18 protein-coding genes are annotated in these 17,486 nt (G+C 68.9%); 6 read left to right on the top strand and 12 right to left on the bottom strand.

Annotated elements, in window-relative coordinates:
• Position 1 precedes the first annotated feature (1 nt).
• Both ASF40_RS04925 and trpD read right to left on the bottom strand, forming a co-directional pair.
• On the bottom strand, positions 2-493 hold the full coding sequence (locus ASF40_RS04925) for a hypothetical protein (protein WP_056367124.1): 492 nt from the start codon (positions 491-493) through the stop codon (positions 2-4).
• Between the two features lie 100 nt (positions 494-593).
• Positions 594-1,655 (bottom strand): anthranilate phosphoribosyltransferase, encoded by a 1,062-nt coding sequence (gene trpD / locus ASF40_RS04920; protein WP_056367123.1) that lies wholly within the window; start codon positions 1,653-1,655, stop codon positions 594-596.
• Positions 1,656-1,842: 187 nt separating this feature from the next.
• Between trpD and ctaE the strand changes: the two genes are divergently transcribed.
• The 5 genes from ctaE (at position 1,843) to ASF40_RS04895 (ending at position 6,864) form a co-directional block, all read left to right on the top strand.
• Positions 1,843-2,484: an aa3-type cytochrome oxidase subunit III gene (gene ctaE, locus ASF40_RS04915; RefSeq protein ID WP_056367122.1), complete on the top strand. Its 642-nt coding sequence runs from the start codon at positions 1,843-1,845 to the stop codon at positions 2,482-2,484.
• 20 nt (positions 2,485-2,504) lie between these two features.
• Positions 2,505-3,308, top strand: coding sequence for a cytochrome bc1 complex diheme cytochrome c subunit (qcrC, locus tag ASF40_RS04910; protein ID WP_056367121.1), 804 nt, complete (start codon positions 2,505-2,507; stop codon positions 3,306-3,308).
• Positions 3,309-3,346: 38 nt separating this feature from the next.
• Positions 3,347-4,426 carry a cytochrome bc1 complex Rieske iron-sulfur subunit gene (qcrA, locus tag ASF40_RS04905; RefSeq protein WP_056367120.1) on the top strand — a complete coding sequence of 360 codons (1,080 nt, stop codon included), beginning with the start codon at positions 3,347-3,349 and terminating at the stop codon, positions 4,424-4,426.
• Between the two features lie 35 nt (positions 4,427-4,461).
• Complete coding sequence (gene qcrB, locus ASF40_RS04900; RefSeq protein WP_157549423.1) at positions 4,462-6,273, top strand: cytochrome bc1 complex cytochrome b subunit; 1,812 nt, start codon at positions 4,462-4,464, stop codon at positions 6,271-6,273.
• 171 nt (positions 6,274-6,444) lie between these two features.
• The gene (locus tag ASF40_RS04895) at positions 6,445-6,864 is read left to right on the top strand and encodes a rhodanese-like domain-containing protein (protein WP_056367118.1); all 420 of its coding nucleotides are present in this window, start codon (positions 6,445-6,447) and stop codon (positions 6,862-6,864) included.
• 9 nt (positions 6,865-6,873) lie between these two features.
• Here the strand turns inward: ASF40_RS04895 and ASF40_RS04890 are convergent, their stop codons facing one another.
• The 6 genes from ASF40_RS04890 to ASF40_RS04865 form a co-directional block, all read right to left on the bottom strand.
• Positions 6,874-7,683 (bottom strand): PP2C family protein-serine/threonine phosphatase, encoded by an 810-nt coding sequence (locus ASF40_RS04890; protein WP_200919433.1) that lies wholly within the window; start codon positions 7,681-7,683, stop codon positions 6,874-6,876.
• A 54-nt stretch (positions 7,684-7,737) separates the two neighbouring features.
• Complete coding sequence (locus tag ASF40_RS04885; protein WP_056367117.1) at positions 7,738-8,172, bottom strand: cytochrome c oxidase subunit 4; 435 nt, start codon at positions 8,170-8,172, stop codon at positions 7,738-7,740.
• Between the two features lies 1 nt (position 8,173).
• Positions 8,174-9,937 carry an aa3-type cytochrome oxidase subunit I gene (gene ctaD, locus ASF40_RS04880; RefSeq protein WP_045298929.1) on the bottom strand — a complete coding sequence of 588 codons (1,764 nt, stop codon included), beginning with the start codon at positions 9,935-9,937 and terminating at the stop codon, positions 8,174-8,176.
• Positions 9,938-9,939: 2 nt separating this feature from the next.
• Complete coding sequence (ctaC, locus tag ASF40_RS04875; protein ID WP_056367116.1) at positions 9,940-10,836, bottom strand: aa3-type cytochrome oxidase subunit II; 897 nt, start codon at positions 10,834-10,836, stop codon at positions 9,940-9,942.
• Positions 10,837-11,004: 168 nt separating this feature from the next.
• Positions 11,005-11,370 (bottom strand): iron-sulfur cluster insertion protein ErpA, encoded by a 366-nt coding sequence (gene erpA, locus ASF40_RS04870; RefSeq protein ID WP_045298933.1) that lies wholly within the window; start codon positions 11,368-11,370, stop codon positions 11,005-11,007.
• A 129-nt stretch (positions 11,371-11,499) separates the two neighbouring features.
• A complete protein-coding gene (locus ASF40_RS04865) occupies positions 11,500-12,900 on the bottom strand; it encodes a dipeptidase (RefSeq protein WP_056367115.1) in 1,401 nt (466 codons plus the stop codon).
• 47 nt (positions 12,901-12,947) lie between these two features.
• Here ASF40_RS04865 and ASF40_RS04860 point away from each other — a divergent pair, with 47 nt between their 5' ends.
• Entirely contained in the window at positions 12,948-13,541 is a 594-nt protein-coding gene (locus ASF40_RS04860; RefSeq protein WP_045298935.1) for a DUF3043 domain-containing protein, read from the top strand.
• On the opposite strand, the gene ASF40_RS04855 is transcribed toward ASF40_RS04860, so the two are convergent.
• From ASF40_RS04855 to ASF40_RS04840, 4 genes are read right to left on the bottom strand one after another with little or no spacing between them, the layout of a single operon-like run.
• The gene (locus ASF40_RS04855; protein WP_056367114.1) at positions 13,516-14,559 is read right to left on the bottom strand and encodes a quinone-dependent dihydroorotate dehydrogenase; all 1,044 of its coding nucleotides are present in this window, start codon (positions 14,557-14,559) and stop codon (positions 13,516-13,518) included. The genes ASF40_RS04860 and ASF40_RS04855 overlap by 26 nt on opposite strands.
• An 18-nt stretch (positions 14,560-14,577) precedes the next feature.
• Positions 14,578-15,069: a transcriptional regulator NrdR gene (gene nrdR, locus ASF40_RS04850; protein WP_056367113.1), complete on the bottom strand. Its 492-nt coding sequence runs from the start codon at positions 15,067-15,069 to the stop codon at positions 14,578-14,580.
• Between the two features lie 31 nt (positions 15,070-15,100).
• Positions 15,101-16,402: a histidinol dehydrogenase gene (gene hisD, locus ASF40_RS04845; protein ID WP_056367112.1), complete on the bottom strand. Its 1,302-nt coding sequence runs from the start codon at positions 16,400-16,402 to the stop codon at positions 15,101-15,103.
• A gap of 30 nt (positions 16,403-16,432) precedes the next feature.
• Entirely contained in the window at positions 16,433-17,476 is a 1,044-nt protein-coding gene (locus ASF40_RS04840; protein WP_056367111.1) for a hypothetical protein, read from the bottom strand.
• Positions 17,477-17,486 lie beyond the last annotated feature (10 nt).

Genomic DNA, 17,486 nt, shown 5'->3' with positions numbered 1-17,486 from the left:
ATCAGGCGACGTTGGAGCGCCGGATCACCACCGGCACGCTCGCCAGCCGGTGGATGGCCCAGCCGAAGAGGATCGCGAGCACGCCCATGCCTGCGGCGAACAGCGCGACGCCGTAGGCGACGACCGAGGTGAACAGCGAGGCGCGCAGGAACGACGCCTGCATCACGGTGGCCCGCACCGGGTCGTCCTGGTCGAGCTCCGCATACGTCTTGCCACCGGACGCCTCGAGGGCGTGGGTGTTGATGATGTCGGCCTGCACGTAGGCCGTGAAGGGGCCGGTGACCTGCTGGCCCTGGAAGGCTGCCGCGTCGTCGGGGATGGTGATGTTCTCCGCCGTGAGCTGATTCGTCACGCCGATCCACGCGATGATGCCGACCAGGATCAGCAGCACACCGCCGATGATCCCGAGGATGCCGACGGCCTTCACGAGGCCGACCTTCTTCTCGGGGGGCTCGATCACGTCGGTGGTGCTGCGGGGTTCTTCCTCGCTCATGCGTCCTCCTCGGATGCGGGTCGTTGAGCCACACGCTAGCGGCGCCGCGCATCGGGACGGAAGAGCGCGCGCCGGGGAAAACCCCGACGCGGAGCCAGGCCTAGGAGGCGAGTGCGCGCGTCGCCTCGACCCAGCGGTCCAACGTGGCCGTCGCCGCGCCGCTGTCGATCGCGGCGGCGGCGTCGTCACGGGCCTCGGCGAGGCGCTCGAGGATCGGCCGCTGCACCTGTGCCGCGTCGCGGAACAGGCGGTAGGCGACCATGCCCGCGGCCGCGTTCAGCAGCACGATGTCGCGCACCGCGCCCTCCTCGCCGCCGAGCACCCGCCGCACCACGCCGGCGTTGTGAGCCGGGTCGCCGCCCAGCAGGTCGTCGATGTCGGCGAGCGGGATGCCGAGGTCGCGCGGGTCCAGGTCGTGCTCGTGGATGTCGCCGCGACTGACCTCCCACAGCCGGCTGTGACCGGTCGTCGTGAGCTCGTCCAGGCCGTCGTCGCCGCGGAACACCAGCGCCGTCGCGCCTCGCGTCCGGAACACGCCCGTGATGAGCGGCACCCGGTCGAGGTGGGCCACGCCGACCGCGTTCGCCTCGGCGCGCGCCGGGTTGCACAGCGGCCCGAGGAAGTTGAAGACCGTGGGGACGCCGAGCTCGCTGCGCGTCGCCGCCGCGTTCTTGAACCCGGGGTGGAAGGCGCCCGCGAACGCGAACGTGATGCCGGTGCGGGAGAGCGTCTCGGCCACGGCGGCCGGCGACAGCGCGAGGTCGACGCCGAGCGCGCCCAGCACGTCGGAGGATCCCGACGAGGAGCTGGCCGCCTTGTTGCCGTGCTTGACGACGGGGATCCCGGATGCTGCGGCCACGAGCGCCGACATCGTCGACACGTTGACGGTGCCGAAGCGGTCGCCGCCGGTGCCCACGATGTCGAGGACGGCGGCGTCGACCGGCAGCGGGAGCGCGGCCTCGAGGATCGCGTCGCGGAAGCCGACGATCTCGTCCACCGTCTCGCCCTTGGCGCGCAGCGCGACGAGGAAACCCGCCAGCTGAGAGGGGGTGGCGGTGCCCGACATGATCTGCCGCATCGCCCACGTCGACTCCGAGACGGTGAGGTCGCGCCGCTCGAGCAGCGTGGTGAGGATTCCCGGCCAGGTGTACAGCTCCGCCATAACCGAGAAGCCTAGCCGGGCTCGGGAATCGGAACCGTTTCGTGACACGGCGTCCCGGGCGCGGCGATTCTGCGTCTTCACCACGGGTTCACGGCGAAGTCGCAGGGTCCTTTTAGGCTCCCCTAAGTTCCGGAGGAGGTGAAGACATGCCCTCCGATGCGAAAATCGACGCCTCGAATCGGCCATAATGGGGAGCGTGACGACCTCCACAGCGACCTACTCCCAGGCCATGCGGTCCGTCAAGCGGCCGGATCCGGTCGCTGTCGGAACCATCGTGTGGCTCGGCAGCGAGGTGATGTTCTTCGCGGGCCTCTTCGCGATCTACTTCACCCTGCGCAACACCTCGCCCGAACTGTGGGCGCAGGAGACGCAGCTGCTGAACATCCCGTACGCGACCGTCAACACGATCATCCTCGTGCTGTCCTCGGTCACGTGCCAGATGGGCGTGTTCGCCGCAGAGCGCTTCCAGCCCTACTCGACGAAGAAGCGCGGCTGGCTCGGCTGGGGCATGGTCGAGTGGTTCTGGCTGACCTTCGCGCTCGGCGCGATCTTCGTCTCGGGCCAGGTGTGGGAGTACGCCCAGCTCGTCGCCGAGGGCATGCCGATCAGCGCGAACTCCTACGCGTCGGCCTTCTACCTCACCACCGGCTTCCACGCCCTGCACGTGACGGGCGGCCTCATCGCCTTCCTCCTCGTCATCGGGCGCGCGTACGCCGTCAAGAACTTCGGGCGCAAAGAGATGACGTCCTCGATCGTCGTGTCCTACTACTGGCACTTCGTCGACGTCGTCTGGATCGCCCTCTTCCTCGTCATCTACTTCCTCAAGTGAGAGCGGAGCTGAAACCCGACATGGCACGACAGACCACGCGCCGCTCGAAAGGCCGCCGCAGCCCCTGGGCCGCAGCCGCACTGATCGGCATCGGCCTGCTCATCACGGGCGGCGTCTACGCCGGGGCATCCGCCGCGATGGCGGCCACGACGCCCGAGACCGTCACGAACTCCGCGCTCACCGTCGAAGACGGCAAGAAGCTGTTCCAGGCCAACTGCGCCACGTGCCACGGCCTGGACGTGCAGGGCACCGAGGACGGCCCGTCGCTCTACGGCGTCGGCGAGCTCGCCGTGCACTTCCAGATGAGCACCGGCCGCATGCCGCTGCAGATGCAGGGCCCGCAGGCTCCGCAGAAGCCGGCGCAGTTCACCGAGGAGCAGATCACCGCGATCGGCGCCTACATCCAGTCGATCGCGCCCGGTCCGACCTACCCCGAGGACGAGGTCCTCGACGGCGGCGGCAGCGCATCCGAGGGTGGCGAGCTCTTCCGCATCAACTGCGCCATGTGCCACAACGTCGCCGGCGCCGGCGGTGCGCTCACCGAGGGCAAGTACGCCCCCAACCTGCACACCACCACGCCGCTGAACATGTACGCGGCGATGGTCACGGGTCCGCAGAACATGCCGGTGTTCAACGACATGACGCTGACCACCGAAGAGAAGCGCGACATCATCACCTACCTGCTGTACCTGCAGGACAACGAGTCTGCGGGCGGATTCTCGCTCGGCTCGCTCGGCCCCGTCTCGGAGGGCCTCTTCATCTGGATCTTCGGCATCGGCTCGCTGATCGCCATCACCGTGTGGATCACGGCGAAGTCCAACTGATCGACGAACGACACACGTAAGACTTGACGAGGAGCAGCATGGCCCACGAGGACGACCCGCTAGAGCACGAGAGGGCTTCCTGGAAGCCCTCCCCCGGGCTCGCTGTGGCGGTCACCGACCCGGTGCACAACCCTGGCCTCCCCCCGCACCGCGAGCGGATGACCGACAAGGACCCCGCTTCGATGAAGCGCGCGGTCCGTGCCATCTACACGCTCTTCTACCTGTCGATCGCCGGCAGCATCTGGGCGATCGCCGCCTACATGCTCTTCCCGATCGAGAGCGGGCGGATCGTCGACATCCGCAACAACAACCTCTTCATCGGACTCGGCATCGCCTTCGCGCTGCTGGCCATCGGCGTGGGCGCGATCCACTGGTCGAAGGCCGTCATGTCCGACAGGGAGTTCGTGGAGCCCCGTCACGCGACGCGCGGCCGCGACACGACGCGTGAGGCCGCCATCAAGGCCTTCGCCGACGCGGACGCCGAGTCCGGCTTCGGCCGTCGTGCGATGGTGCGCAACTCGCTGATCGCCGCACTCGTGGCATCGGTCGTGCCCGGCGTCGTGCTGTTCCGCGGCCTCGCGCCGTTCAACTCGCCGGAGAAGCCGCATGCCGGCGACCCCGTGTACCTCCTCGAGCACACCATGTGGAAGGAGGGCATGCGCCTGGCGCACGACCCCTCGGGCGAGCCCATCAAGGCGGCCGACCTCACCCTCGGCTCCGCGGTGCACGTCATCCCCGAGGCCCTCGCCGAGGTCTCGCACAGCGAGGGCTACCTCGATGAGAAGGCCAAGGCACTCGTGCTCCTTGTGCGTCTGCTCCCCGAGCAGCTCACCGAGTCCGAGGACCGCAAGGAGTGGTCGTACAACGGCATCGTCGCGTACTCGAAGGTGTGCACCCACGTCGGCTGCCCGGTCGCGCTCTACGAGCAGCAGACACACCACCTGCTGTGCCCGTGCCACCAGTCGCAGTTCGATGTGACCGACCACGCGAAGGTCATCTTCGGCCCGGCGGCGCGTCCGCTGCCGCAGCTGCCCATCACCGTCGACGACGAGGGCTACCTCGTAGCCCGCAGCGACTTCCTCGAACCCGTCGGCCCGAGCTTCTGGGAGCGTCATTGAGCACCTCAACCGTCACTGAGCAGCCTGCGGCTCCTGTGGCTCCCGTCTCACGCAACGGCGACCGTCCGCTGGGCGGCCGCTTCATCGGCGCCACCGCGAACTACATCGACGAGCGCACGAGCCTCTCCGGCTTCGTCAAGGAGCTCGGCCGCAAGATCTTCCCCGACCACTGGTCGTTCATGCTGGGCGAGATCGCCCTGTGGGCGTTCGTCGTCGTGCTCCTCTCGGGCACGTTCCTGACGTTCTTCTTCCAGGCGTCGATGGTCGAGACGCACTACAACGGCGCCTACCTGCCGATGCGCGGCATCGAGATGTCGGCCGCCATGGCGTCGACGCTCGAGATCTCGTTCGATCTGCGCGGCGGTCTGCTCGTCCGGCAGATGCACCACTGGGCCGCCCTGGTGTTCGTCGCCGGTATCGGCGTGCACATGCTGCGCGTGTTCTTCACGGGCGCGTTCCGCAAGCCGCGCGAGCTCAACTGGGTGATCGGCTTCATCCTGTTCATCCTCGCGATGGGCGAGGGCTTCACCGGCTACTCGCTCCCCGACGACGTGCTGTCGGGCAACGGCCTGCGCATCATCGACGGCATGGTCAAGGGCATCCCGATCATCGGAACGTGGACCTCGTTCCTGCTGTTCGGCGGACAGTTCCCGGGCGACGCGATCGTCGGCCGCCTCTACACGCTGCACATCCTGCTGCTGCCCGCGATCCTCGTCGGCCTGCTGGTGCTCCACCTGATGCTCATGGTGATCAACAAGCACACGCAGTTCGCCGGCGCCGGCCGCACGAACAGCGTCGTGGTCGGCTACCCGATGATGCCGGTCTACATGTCGAAGATGGGCGGCTTCCTGTTCATCACGTTCGGCGTGATCGTGCTCATCGCCTCGCTGTTCACGATCAACCCGATCTGGAACTACGGCCCCTACGACCCGTCCCCCGTCTCCGCCGGCACCCAGCCCGACTGGTACATCGGCTTCGCGGACGGCGCCCTGCGCCTGGTTCCGCCGGGCTGGGAGATCGTGTTCCTCGACCGCACGTGGTCGTTCAACATCATCGTGCCGCTCGTCGTGCTCGGCCTGTTCATCGTGCTCGTCCTGATCTACCCCTTCATCGAGGCGTGGGTCACCGGCGACAAGCGCGAGCACCACATCGCCCAGCGTCCGCGCAACTCGGCGACCCGCACCGCGATCGGCGCGGCAGGCGTCACGTTCTACGCGGTGCTGTGGGCCGCGGCAGCCTCCGACATCATCGCCACGCACTTCTGGCTGACGATGGAGGGCGTGATCCACACGCTGCAGGCGCTGCTGATCCTGGGCCCGGTGATCGCGTACTTCGTCACCAAGCGCATCTGCATCGCGCTGCAGAAGAAGGACCGCGAGATCGCGCTGCACGGCTACGAGTCTGGTCGCATCGTCCGCCTCCCCGGCGGTGAGTACATCGAGGTGCACCAGCCCGTCGACGACTACGAGCGCTTCAAGCTGGCCGACTTCGACACGTACGAGCCGCTGGTGGTACGTCCGAACGCCAAGGGTCAGATCCCGTGGCACGAGAACCTCCGCGCCTCCATCTCGCGCTGGTTCTTCGAGGACCGCCTCACCCCCGTCACGCAGGCCGAGCTCGACGCGGCGCTGGCTCACCAGCACCACGACCTCGACCACATCGCGGCCGAGGAAGACCTCGAGATCCAGGCGGCTCACGAGCGCGCCGGCGTTCCGGACGCTCCGCACAAGCCGCTCGACGACGGCAAGCACGGCGAGGTGCCCGTGCGCCCCTCGAACGTCATCGTTCCTGAGCCCGAGCCCGGGAGGAAGCCTCCGCGCAACCGCGAGAAGGAGTCCGACCAGTAGGGTCGCCGCACTTCGCAGACGGATGCCCCGGCACGATCTCCACGATCGTGCCGGGGCATCCGTCGTTCTGTGCAGCGATACGTGTCCGCCCGTCACGGATCGGCAGGAATCAGACGACGTCTGACCGCGCTTTCGAAGGTCCCGCCACGGATGCTGACCTAGCGTGGATGCATGATCGACGCCCTTTCGTACTTCTCCGCCAAACTCGCCCTCGAGACCGACTCCTCCGACGTGTACGCCGCACAGAAGGCCGGCGAGCAGTTCGTCCTCGTCGACGTCCGCGGCGATGAGGCGTGGGCACAGGGACGCATCCGTGGTGCGGTCCACATGCCGTACCGCGAGATCGCCGATCGCGCACCGCGCGAGATCGACAGCTCGACCCCCGTCGTCGTCTACTGCTGGAGTCCCGGCTGCAACGCGGGCGCGAAGGGTGCCATCGAGTTCGCCAAGCTCGGCTATCCCGTCAAAGAGATGATCGGCGGCTACGAGTACTGGGTGCGCGAAGGACAGCCGACCGAGAACGACGAGGGAGCACTCCCCCGCGTGTTCGACGCGCAGGTGATGGTCGTGCGCGCGCCCGTCGTGGGCTGAGCGCCCGCCTCAGGCCGACTCCAGCCCCTCCATGAACCGTTCGGCGGCCGCACCGTAGAACGCCGTCTGCGCGGGCGTGACGCCGTTCTCGCCGGCGTCAAGGACGACGTCGCACACCACCACGGTGACGTTGTCAGAGGAACCGGCTTCCAGAGCCACCGCCACACACGCCTCGACCGCCGTTCCCGCGTGCGGGAACTCCAGAAGAAGATCGCGGATCTCTTCGTCGGGCACGTAGTCGGTGAGGCCGTCGCTGCACAGCAGCCACCTGTCACCGGTCTGCGCATCGTGCGCGGTCACCGTCGCGGCATCGCGTTCGGCGCCGCTCAGCGAGGCGGTGATGATGTTGCGACGAGGGTGGGACGCAGCATCCGTTATCGATACGATCCCGCGGTCGACCAGTGCCTGCACGAGCGAATCGTCCCTGCTCGCCTGTGCGAGCTCGCCGCCTCGCAGGCGATACGCCCGCGAGTCTCCCGTGTGGGCCAGCAGAAGCCCGCCGTCGCGGGCCGCGAAGAGTCCGGTGAACGTCGTCGCCATGCCGCTCAGAGACGGATCGCGCTCGACATGGGCGCGGAGGTCCCAGTTGGCCGACCGGACGGCGTCGGCGAGCTGCACGGGCTCGAGGCCGTCCAGACGGCCCGCGGCCAGCCGGTGGATGAACGCCGCCGAGGCGAGGTCGCCCGCGGGTCCTCCCCCGACGCCGTCCGCCACCGCTGCGCCCCAGGAGGCCGTGAATGCGGCGTCCTGATTGGTCTTGCGGTGCGGGCCGATGTCGGAGCAGGCCGCCGCACGCAGAAACGCACGGGGCCCCGTCACAGACGGGTCCCCGTGCGCATCACGCGATATGCCATGCGGACCGGCAGCGCCGGATCAGCGGGCGAAGTAGCCGCGGTAGTACTCGTAGACCCAGCCGACGATCGCGACGACGAAGACGGCGATGCCGATGGGCATCATCCACGCGCCGACCGCAAGGCCGATCATGCCGAGCGCCGCCGAGAACGCGAGGACGATGGGCCACCACGACCACGGGCTGAACTCGCCCAGCTCAGGGTCACCGTCGTCGATGTCGGACGTGAGGACGTCCTCGGGCAGCTCGCCACCCTGCGCCTTGTGCACCTTGCCGATGTAGAACGCGATCAGCGCGCCCATCAGTGCGGTGAACAGCAGCGCCACGCTGCCGACCCACTCGATGCCGTTGTACCACGGCACGTCCGGGTGGGCGATGATGTTCCACGCGGTGTAGACGACCGCCACCACCAGGAAGAAGATGGTCAGCAGCCACCAGAGTCCGGTGTTCGTGCGCACCTTACTTCACCTCTCCATCGGCAAGGTCGGAGACCGGGGCTTCGGGGGCGTCCTTCGCGGGACCGACGCCGACCGGGATACCCGCCTCGGGGTGGTTCAGGTCGAACGCGGGCCGCTCGCTGCGGATGCGCGGGATCGACGTGAAGTTGTGACGCGGGGGCGGGCACGAGGTCGCCCACTCGAGCGAGGCACCGTAGCCCCACGGGTCGTTGACGGTGACCTTCGGCGCCTTGCGCGACGTGATCCAGACGTTGAACAGGAACGGGATCATCGAGGCGCCGAGGATGATGGCGCCGATCGTCGACACCTGGTTCTGCCAGGTCCAGCCGTCCGCCTCGGAGTAGTCCGCGTAGCGACGGACCATGCCGTCGACGCCCAGCCAGTGCTGGATGAGGAAGGTCATGTGGAAGCCGATGAACAGCATCCAGAAGTGGACGTAGCCGAGGCGCTCGTTGAGCATGCGCCCGGTCCATTTCGGCCACCAGAAGTAGAAGCCGGCGAACATCGCGAACACGACCGTGCCGAACACGACGTAGTGGAAGTGCGCCACGACGAAGTACGAGTCGGACAGGGCGAAGTCGAGCGGCGGCGATGCCAGGATCACGCCGGTGAGACCACCGAACACGAACGACACCAGGAAGCCGAGGGCGAAGACCATCGGGGTCTCGAAGGTCACCGAGCCTCGCCAGAGCGTGCCGATCCAGTTGAAGATCTTCACACCCGTCGGCACCGCGATCAGCATCGTCATCAGGGCGAAGAACGGCAGCAGCACAGCGCCGGTGACGTACATGTGGTGGGCCCACACCGCGACCGACAGGGCGGCGATCGCGATCGTCGCGTAGACGAGCGTCTTGTAGCCGAAGATCGGCTTGCGGCTGAAGACCGGGAAGATCTCCGACACGATGCCGAAGAACGGCAGCGCGATGATGTACACCTCGGGGTGACCGAAGAACCAGAACAGGTGCTGCCAGAGGAGCACACCGCCGTTGGCCGGGTCGTAGATGTGGGCGCCGAGCACGCGGTCGGCGGCGGCGGCGAGGATGGCGGCGGCGAGCACGGGGAACGCCATCAGCACGAGGATGCTGGTGATCAGCGTGTTCCACGAGAAGATCGGCATGCGCCACATGGTCATGCCGGGCGCGCGCATCGTGATGATGGTCGTGATGAAGTTCACGGCACCGAGGATGGTGCCGAAACCGCTCATGCCGAGCCCGAGCATCCAGAGGTTGCCGCCCACCCCAGGGGAGAACGACGCGTTCGCGAGCGGCTGATACGCGAACCAGCCGAACGCGGCGGCACCCTGCGGGGTGAGGAAGCCGGAGACGGCGATGGTCGAGCCGAAGAGGAACAGCCAGAAGGCGAAGGCGTTCAGACGCGGGAAGGCGACGTCAGGGGCACCGATCTGCAGCGGCAGGATCGCGTTCGCGAAGCCCGCGAACAGCGGCGTCGCGAACATCAGCAGCATGATCGTGCCGTGCATCGTGAAGAGCTGGTTGTACTGCTCCTTGGTCGGGATGATCTGCATCCCGGGCTCGAAGAGCTCGGCACGGATGATCAGCGCCATCACTCCACCCAGGAGGAAGAAGATGACGGAGGAGATGAGGTACAGGTACCCGATCGTCTTGTGGTCGGTGGAGGTGATCCACTTGACGATGATGTTGCCCTTCTGCTCGACGCGCGATGCGCTGAGCAGTGCGGCCTGACGCGGCGGCAGGGTGGTGGGGCGACCCTGCGTCGTCTCCTGGAGCGGAAGCGTCGTCGCCATGATCAGTTGTCTCCCTCTTCGGATCCCTCGCCCTGAGCGCCCGTCCCGGGCGCGTTCTGCAGACGGTCGTAGGCGTCGTTGATGTCGCCGGTCTGTCCCGCCTCGCGCAGCGTGGCGAGGTAGTCCTCGTACTCGGCTGCGCTGACGACCTTGACGTTGAACAGCATCATCGAGTGGTACTCGCCGCAGAGTTCGGCGCACTTGCCGGCGTACTCGCCCTCGCGGGTCGGGGTGAAGGACCAGTAGTTGTCCTTGCCGATGTACATGTCCTTCTTGTAAAGGAAGTCGATGATCCAGAACGAGTGGATGACGTCGCGCGACTGCAGCTTGATCTTGACCGACTCGTTGACCGGGAGGACGAGGGTCGGCAGCTCGCTGATGACGTCGCCGCGCTCATCGGTCTGCGCCTGGACGCCCATGGTCCAGACGGTCTCGTCATCGCTGGCGCCGTCGTACTGGAAGTCCCACGACCACTGCTTGCCGATCGCGGTGATCGCCACGTCGGGCTCGTCGTACTGCGTCTCGAGGATCGCCTGGTCGCGCGCGGTGAAGGCGAAGAAGCCGACCACGAGGATGAGGGGGACGATCGTGTAGAAGATCTCGATCGGCATGTTGTAGCGCAGCTGGACGGGAAGACCCATCTGGCCCTTGCGACGCCGGTAGGCGATCGCCGCCCACCCCATCAGGCCCCACGTGATCACGCCGACGACGAGCAGAACGATCCACGAGTTCACCCAGAGACCCGCGACCATGTCGACGTGGTTGGTGGCCGGCTGGCCGTCTTCGGTGAACCCGGGGAGGAAGCCGTGCAGCTCGGTCGGGGTGCATCCGGCGAGGACTGCAGCCGCTGCGATCCCGAGTGGGAGAACGGCCCAGCGGATACGGCGTTTCGAAGGCACGGTGCACCTTTCCGATCACGAACAGGACTCACGTCAGTCTAGGGCAACCGCCCAGGCGATTCAGGCCATCCGCTCAGGTTTGATCGTGTCGCAGAGACGGAAAAAGGCGGGCCCGGGCGCTAATCGGAGCGCACCGGACCCGCCGGAAAAGTATCGGATCGTTAGCGATCAGTGGAAGCTGTCGCCGCACGCGCACGACCCGGCCGCGTTGGGGTTGTCGATCGTGAAGCCCTGCTCCGAGATGGTGTCCTTGAAGTCGATCGTGGCGCCGTCGAGGTACGGAACGCTCATGTCGTCGACGATCACCTCGACGCCGTCGAAGTCGACAGTCTTGTCGCCGTCGAGGTAGCGCTCGTCGAAGTAGAGCTGGTAGATCAGGCCGCTGCACCCGCCCGGCTGCACGGCCACGCGCAGACGCAGGTCGTCGCGTCCCTCCTGCTCCAGCAGGTTCTTGACCTTGCCGGCGGCGGCGTCGGTCAGCAGCACACCGTGTTCGCGGGCGGTCTGCTCGGTCGTCAGTGCGGTGTCGGTCATGGCACTCCTCCGGAAGGGCCGCCCCGGATCGATCATCCACTCAGGCGGCGGGATGCGACGATTCTACGCGTGCCCGCTGGCAGAAGGCTCCGGGACCGGCGTGTTCGCGCCGATCCCGGAGCCGTCGCGTCACGCCTGCGACACGCGCGCGTCGAGCTTCTCGAGCAGGAGCGCCTCGGAGAGCACCGCATTGCGGAACGTCTCGAGGTGCAGCGACTCGTTGGGGCTGTGGGCCTTGGCGTGCGGGTCCTCGACGCCGGTCACGAGGATCTGGGCGCCCGGGAACTCCCGCACGAGGTCGGCGATGAACGGGATCGACCCGCCCACGCCGATGTCGACGGACTCGACGCCGTAGCCCTCGTGGAGCGCCTCTCGGGCAGCCTCCACGGCCCAGCCCGAGGTGTCGACGAGGAAGGCGTCGCCGTAGTCCTGATCGCTGAATGTCAGCTGCGCCCCGAACGGCGCGTGCTCGCGGAGGTGCGCCTCGATGGCGGCGTAGGCCTCGCGCGCCGGCTGACCGGGCGCGATGCGGGCGCTGATGACGACGGAGATCTCAGGGCTCAGCGTGTTCGAGGCGTTCACGACGCTCGGCGCGTCGATGCCCGTCACCGTGATCGACGGCTTGTTCCAGATGCGGCTGAGGATCGTGCCGCGGCCGACAGGCGAGACGCCGGCAGGCAGCCCGGCCTCGTCGCGCAGCGTCTCCTCGGTGTACTCAGGGGTCTCGGCATCCCGTTCCGTGAGTCCCGCCACGGCCACGGCGCCGTCCTCGTCCCACAGCGTCGCCAGCAGCGTGACGGTCGCCATCATCGCGTCGGGCACCGCTCCGCCGAACATGCCGGAGTGCGAGGCGTGCTCGAGGGTGCGCACGCGGAGGGTGAAGCGCGTGTTGCCGCGCAGCGACACGGTGAGCGCGGGGGTCTTGTCGTCCCAGTTGCCGGAGTCGGCGACGACGATCACGTCGGCGCGCAGCGCGTCGGCGTTGTCGGAGAGGAATTGCGCGAACGACCGCGAGCCCGCTTCCTCCTCCCCCTCGAAGAACAGCGCGACACCGAGGTCGAAGTCGTCGCCGATCCCCTCCTTGAGCGCGCGCAGCGCCGCCAGGTGGGCCATGATGCCGGCCTTGTCGTCGGCGGCACCCCGGCCGTAGAGCCGGCCGCCGCGGACGGTGGGCTCGAACGGCGACGACTCCCAGAGCGACTCGTCGCCGACCGGCTGCACGTCGTGGTGCGCGTAGAGCAGGATCGTCGGGGCGCCGTTGCGGGCGGCGCGCGTCGCGAGTACGGCGGGGTTGCCCCGCTCCCCCGTCTCGGGGATCACGGCGGTGCGGATCTCCACCGTCTCGAACAGCTCCGTCTCCCGCACGAGCTCGGCGACCGCCTCCGCGCTGCGCTGCACCTGAGCGGGGTCGAACCCGGGGAACGCGACGGACGGGATGCGCACGAGATCGCCGAGATCGGCGAGGGCGGAAGGGATGCCGGAAGCCGCGGCTTCGCGCACAGCATCCTGTCGGGAGAGCTCAGAGGTCATGCGGGTAATCTTAAGTGCACCCCTTCTCCGCACTCCGAGGATCACCCGTGGCCAAGACACCTGCAGCTCCTTCGTCCAACGACGCACCGTCGGAGGGCACCGTGCTCAACGGCGTCCCCACCGGCCCCTCGAACAAGGGCCGCCCCACTCCCTCGCGCGCCGAGCAGGAGGCCGCCCGCAAGCGCCCCCTCGTGCCCGACACCAAGGAGGCGAAGGCCCGCGCCAAGGCGGATCTCGCCGCGCAGCGCGAGAAGGCCCGTATCGGCATGGCCAACGGCGACCAGCGCTACCTCCCGGCCCGCGACCAGGGTGCGCAGCGCAAGTTCGTGCGCGACTGGGTCGACGCCGGCTGGCACCTGGGCGAGGCGGTCATGCCCGCGATGGTGCTCGTCATCCTCGCGACGTTCCTGCCGATCGCGGCCCTGCAGTACTACGCGTTCGTCGGCCTCTGGATCTTCATCTTCTTCGTCATCGGCGACATGGTGATCACGTCGATCACCGTCAAGCGCGCCGTCCGGAAGAAGTTCGGCGAGGGCAAGGTCGAGAAGGGCCTGGGCTGGTACGCCGCCATGCGCACCGTCCAGATGCGCTTCCTGCGCCTTCCGAAGCCGCAGGTCAAGCGCGGCCAGAAGCCGGCCTGAGCCTCGCCAGCCCCCGGTTGATCTGCCGCGCCCACAGAGGGCCGCGGTAGAGGAAGGCCGTGTAGCCCTGCACCAGGGTGGCTCCGGCATCCAACCGCTCCTGCACGTCGGCTGCCGTCTCGACGCCGCCGACCGAGATCACCGCGAACTCGGCGGGAACCGTCTGACGCAGCAGTCGCAGCACCTCGAGCGCGCGCGCCTTCAGCGGCGCACCGGAGAGCCCGCCGTCGCCGGCCGCGGCCACCGTCGCGGGGTCGGTGACGAGCCCGTCGCGGGAGATAGTGGTGTTGGTCGCGATGATCCCGGACAGCCCGGCGTCGACCGCGAGCTGCGCGATCGCGACGATCTCGTCGTCGGGGAGGTCGGGCGCGATCTTCACCAGCAGCGGCGTCGTGCCCGCGGCGCCGCGCACGGCGTCCAGCAGCGGACGCAGCGTCTCGACGGCCTGGAGGCCACGCAGTCCCGGCGTGTTCGGCGACGACACGTTCACCACGAGGTAGTCGGCGAGCGGCGCGAGCAGCGTCGCGCTGCGGACGTAGTCGGCGGTCGCATCCGCGACGTCGACGACCCGGCTCTTGCCGATGTTGACGCCGAGCACCGTGCGACGCGAGCGCTTGCGGAGCGTGCGCAGGCGCGCGGCCGCGGCCTCGGCTCCGTGGTTGTTGAATCCCATCCGGTTCACCACGGCGCGGTCCGGGATGAGCCGGAACAGCCGCGGGCGCGGGTTGCCGTCCTGCGGGATCGCGGTGACGGTGCCGACCTCGACGTGACCGAAGCCGAGGGCGTGGAGTCCCGACGCCCCCTTCACGTCCTTGTCGAACCCGGCCGCGACGCCGAAGGGCGAGTCGAAGGTGAGCCCGAGGGCGGTGGTCCGCAGCTCCGGCGCAGGCCGGGTGATCGCACGCGCGGCCCACGAGAACGGCGGGACCCCCAGCATCCGTATCACGACCATCGCCGAGTGGTGGGCGGACTCGGGGTCCATGCGCGACAAGACGGTGCGGAAGAGGAGGGGATACATCCCTCCTAGGCTATCCGGTCACTCCGTGGCGGCCGGCGCGATCTCGTCATGTGCGCGGGCGCGGCCGTGGTCGACCCGCAGCTGTTCGATGGCCGCCTCGAAGTCCTCGAGCGAGTCGAACGCCTGGTACACGCTCGCGAACCGGAGGTAGGCGACCTCGTCGAGGTCGCGCAACGGGCCGAGGATCGCGAGACCGATCTCGTTCGCGTCGAGCTGCGAGGCGCCCGTCTGGCGGATGCTCTCCTCCACGGTCTGCGCGAGCACCGCGAGGTCGGCATCGGTCACGGGCCGCCCCTGGCACGCCTTGCGCACGCCCGACATGACCTTCTCGCGGCTGAAGGGCTCGATCACGCCCGAGCGCTTGATGACGTTGAGGCTCGCGGTCTCGATCGTGGTGAAACGGCCTCCACACTGCGGGCACTGACGACGACGGCGGATGCTGAGGCCGTCGTCGCTCGTGCGCGAGTCGATGACGCGCGAATCGGCGTGGCGGCAGAACGGGCAGTGCATGGCAGAGACAGCCTACGCCGGGAATCCGGACTCAGACCTCGAAGCGGGCCGTGATGGCCTCGCCGTGGGCGGGGAGCGCCTCGGCCTCGGCCAGCGTCACGATCGCGTCGTGGACGGCGGCGAGGGCGTCGCGGTCGTACTCGATGACCTGCTGCGGGCGCAGGAACGTGGCGGCGGAGAGCCCCGCGGAGTAGCGGGCCTGTCCTCCGGTGGGCAGGACGTGGTTGCTGCCGGCGAGGTAGTCGCCGAGGCTCACGGGCGAGTCGGCGCCGACGAACACGGCGCCCGCGTGCACGAACTCTTCCGGGTGCGGGTCGGCCAGGTGCAGTTCGAGGTGCTCCGGCGCGTAGGCGTTGCTGAACGCCGTCGCCGCGGAGAGGTCGTCGACCAGCACGATCGCCGACTGCGGGCCCGCAAGGGCGGCGGCGACGCGCTCGGCGTGGCGCGTCGCGGCGGCGCGGGGCGCGATCGCCTCGACCACGTCGGCCGCGAGCTGCTCCGACGTGGTGACGAGGACGGCGGAGGCCTGCTCGTCGTGCTCGGCCTGGCTGATGAGGTCGACGGCGACCAGACGCGCGTCGGCGCTGTCGTCGGCGACCACCAGGATCTCGGTCGCGCCGGCCTCGGCATCCGTGCCGACAAGACCTGCCACGGCGCGTTTGGCGGCCGCGACGAAGTTGTTGCCGGGGCCGGTGACCACGTCGACCGGCTCGAGGCCGAGCGACGCCACACCGTGGGCGAGCGCACCGATCGCGCCGGCGCCGCCCATCGCGTACACCTCGGTCACGCCGAGGAGCTTCGCGGCGCCCAGGATCACGGGGTGCACGCGGCCGCCGAACGCGCGCTGCGGCGGAGAGGCCAGAGCGATCTCGGACACCCCCGCGACCTGCGCCGGCACGACGTTCATGACGACGCTCGACGGGTAGACGGCCTTGCCGCCCGGGACGTACAGGCCGACGCGGCGCACCGGCTGCCACCGCTGCGTCACCCGGGCGCCGGGACCGAGCTCGGTCACCGTCGGCGCGGGGACTTGGGCGGCGGATGCCTCGCGCACGCGCTCGATCGCCTGCTCGAGCGCGGCGCGCACAGCAGGGTCGAGCGTCTCGAGCGCCTCGTCGAGGTGGGCGGCGGGCACGCGGATGTCGTGCTCGGCCACCCCGTCGAAGTTCGACGCCTGCTCGCGGAGGGCGATCTCGCCGCGCGCGGCCACGTCGTCCACGATGTGCGCGGCCGTCGCGAGCGCCTCTGAGCGCGCCGCCTCGGCACGGGGAACGGTCGCGAGGAGTTCCGCGGGAGTGAGCGCACGCCCGCGCAGGTCGATCGTCCGGAGCATCCTTCTACGGTATCGCGAGGCGGATCGCGGTCAGCCGCGCGTGACGCCCGAGACGTCGTGCAGGTAGCCGATGCGCCCGTCCTCGTGACGGACCACGAACACCTCGCCGCGGTCCTCGATGACGAGAGCCCATGCGCTCGGGCCGATGCGGAACACAGGGATGCCGATCTCGTCGACGATGTCGCGCTCCTCGGGCACGAGCGCCCAGAAGGCCTGGTGCTGCGGCGCGGTGGCCGCAGCGGGCTCCACGGTCGACGTCGGGTTCTCGACGTGCTCGAAGGACTCGCGCGCCTGAGCGGGCTCGTTCGGGGCGAGCGGTGCCGGCTCCTCGACCGTCGGGGCGTCCTGCTCGTCGAGCGGGATCACGGTCGTGGCGAAGTCGTCGTTCGCCGCGGCCTCGGGCGCAGCGGATTCGAGCGTCTCGCCCTCGGGCGCCGCCGCGGCACCGGTGGCTGCGTACGGGGTGTAATCGGGGTCGGGCTCGGCGTCGGCGGCCGGCTCCGGGCGCACGGGGGCCGGTCGAGGCGACACGGGCCGCACCGGACGGGCGCTGCGGTGCGCCGGAACCTCCGGGCGCCCGCGGAAGTCCTGCGCGAACGGGCCGATGAACGGCGCGGCCACGGTGAGCACGACGCCGGCGAGCATGAGGAAGAACTCCACCCACACGACCCAGGAGGCGAGGAAGACCTGCCCCACCGACAGCCGGACGAACGAGCTCCACAGCAGGGTCAGCCAGAGCACGGTGGCGACCGAGAAGGCGACGGACGCGAACTGGTCGATGCCGAGGGAGCCGACGCGGCGGATGCCCTGCGGAGACAGACGACGCAGCACGACGAGGAACACCGCGATGGTCGGCACGCCGATCATGAGAACCCAGTCGATGCCGCTGGTCCAGACGGACGGAGCCGACTCGAACGGACCGTAGATCGGGAAGAACGACACGATGAACGCGACGATCCAGGTGCCCGCGAGGGCGACCTCGCGGATGGAGAACGGCCCGACACCATACTGCGGCGGCTCTTCGGTCGCGACCGCCTCGTCGATGCTGGCGTCCTGCTTCTCGTCCGTCACGATGTTTCCTTCC

This window comes from Microbacterium sp. Leaf288, assembly GCF_001422925.1.
In the GTDB taxonomy this organism is placed as follows: Bacteria; Actinomycetota; Actinomycetes; order Actinomycetales; family Microbacteriaceae; genus Microbacterium.
Note: the sequence above shows the minus strand (reverse complement) of the source record. Positions and strands in the feature narration are given on the sequence as shown.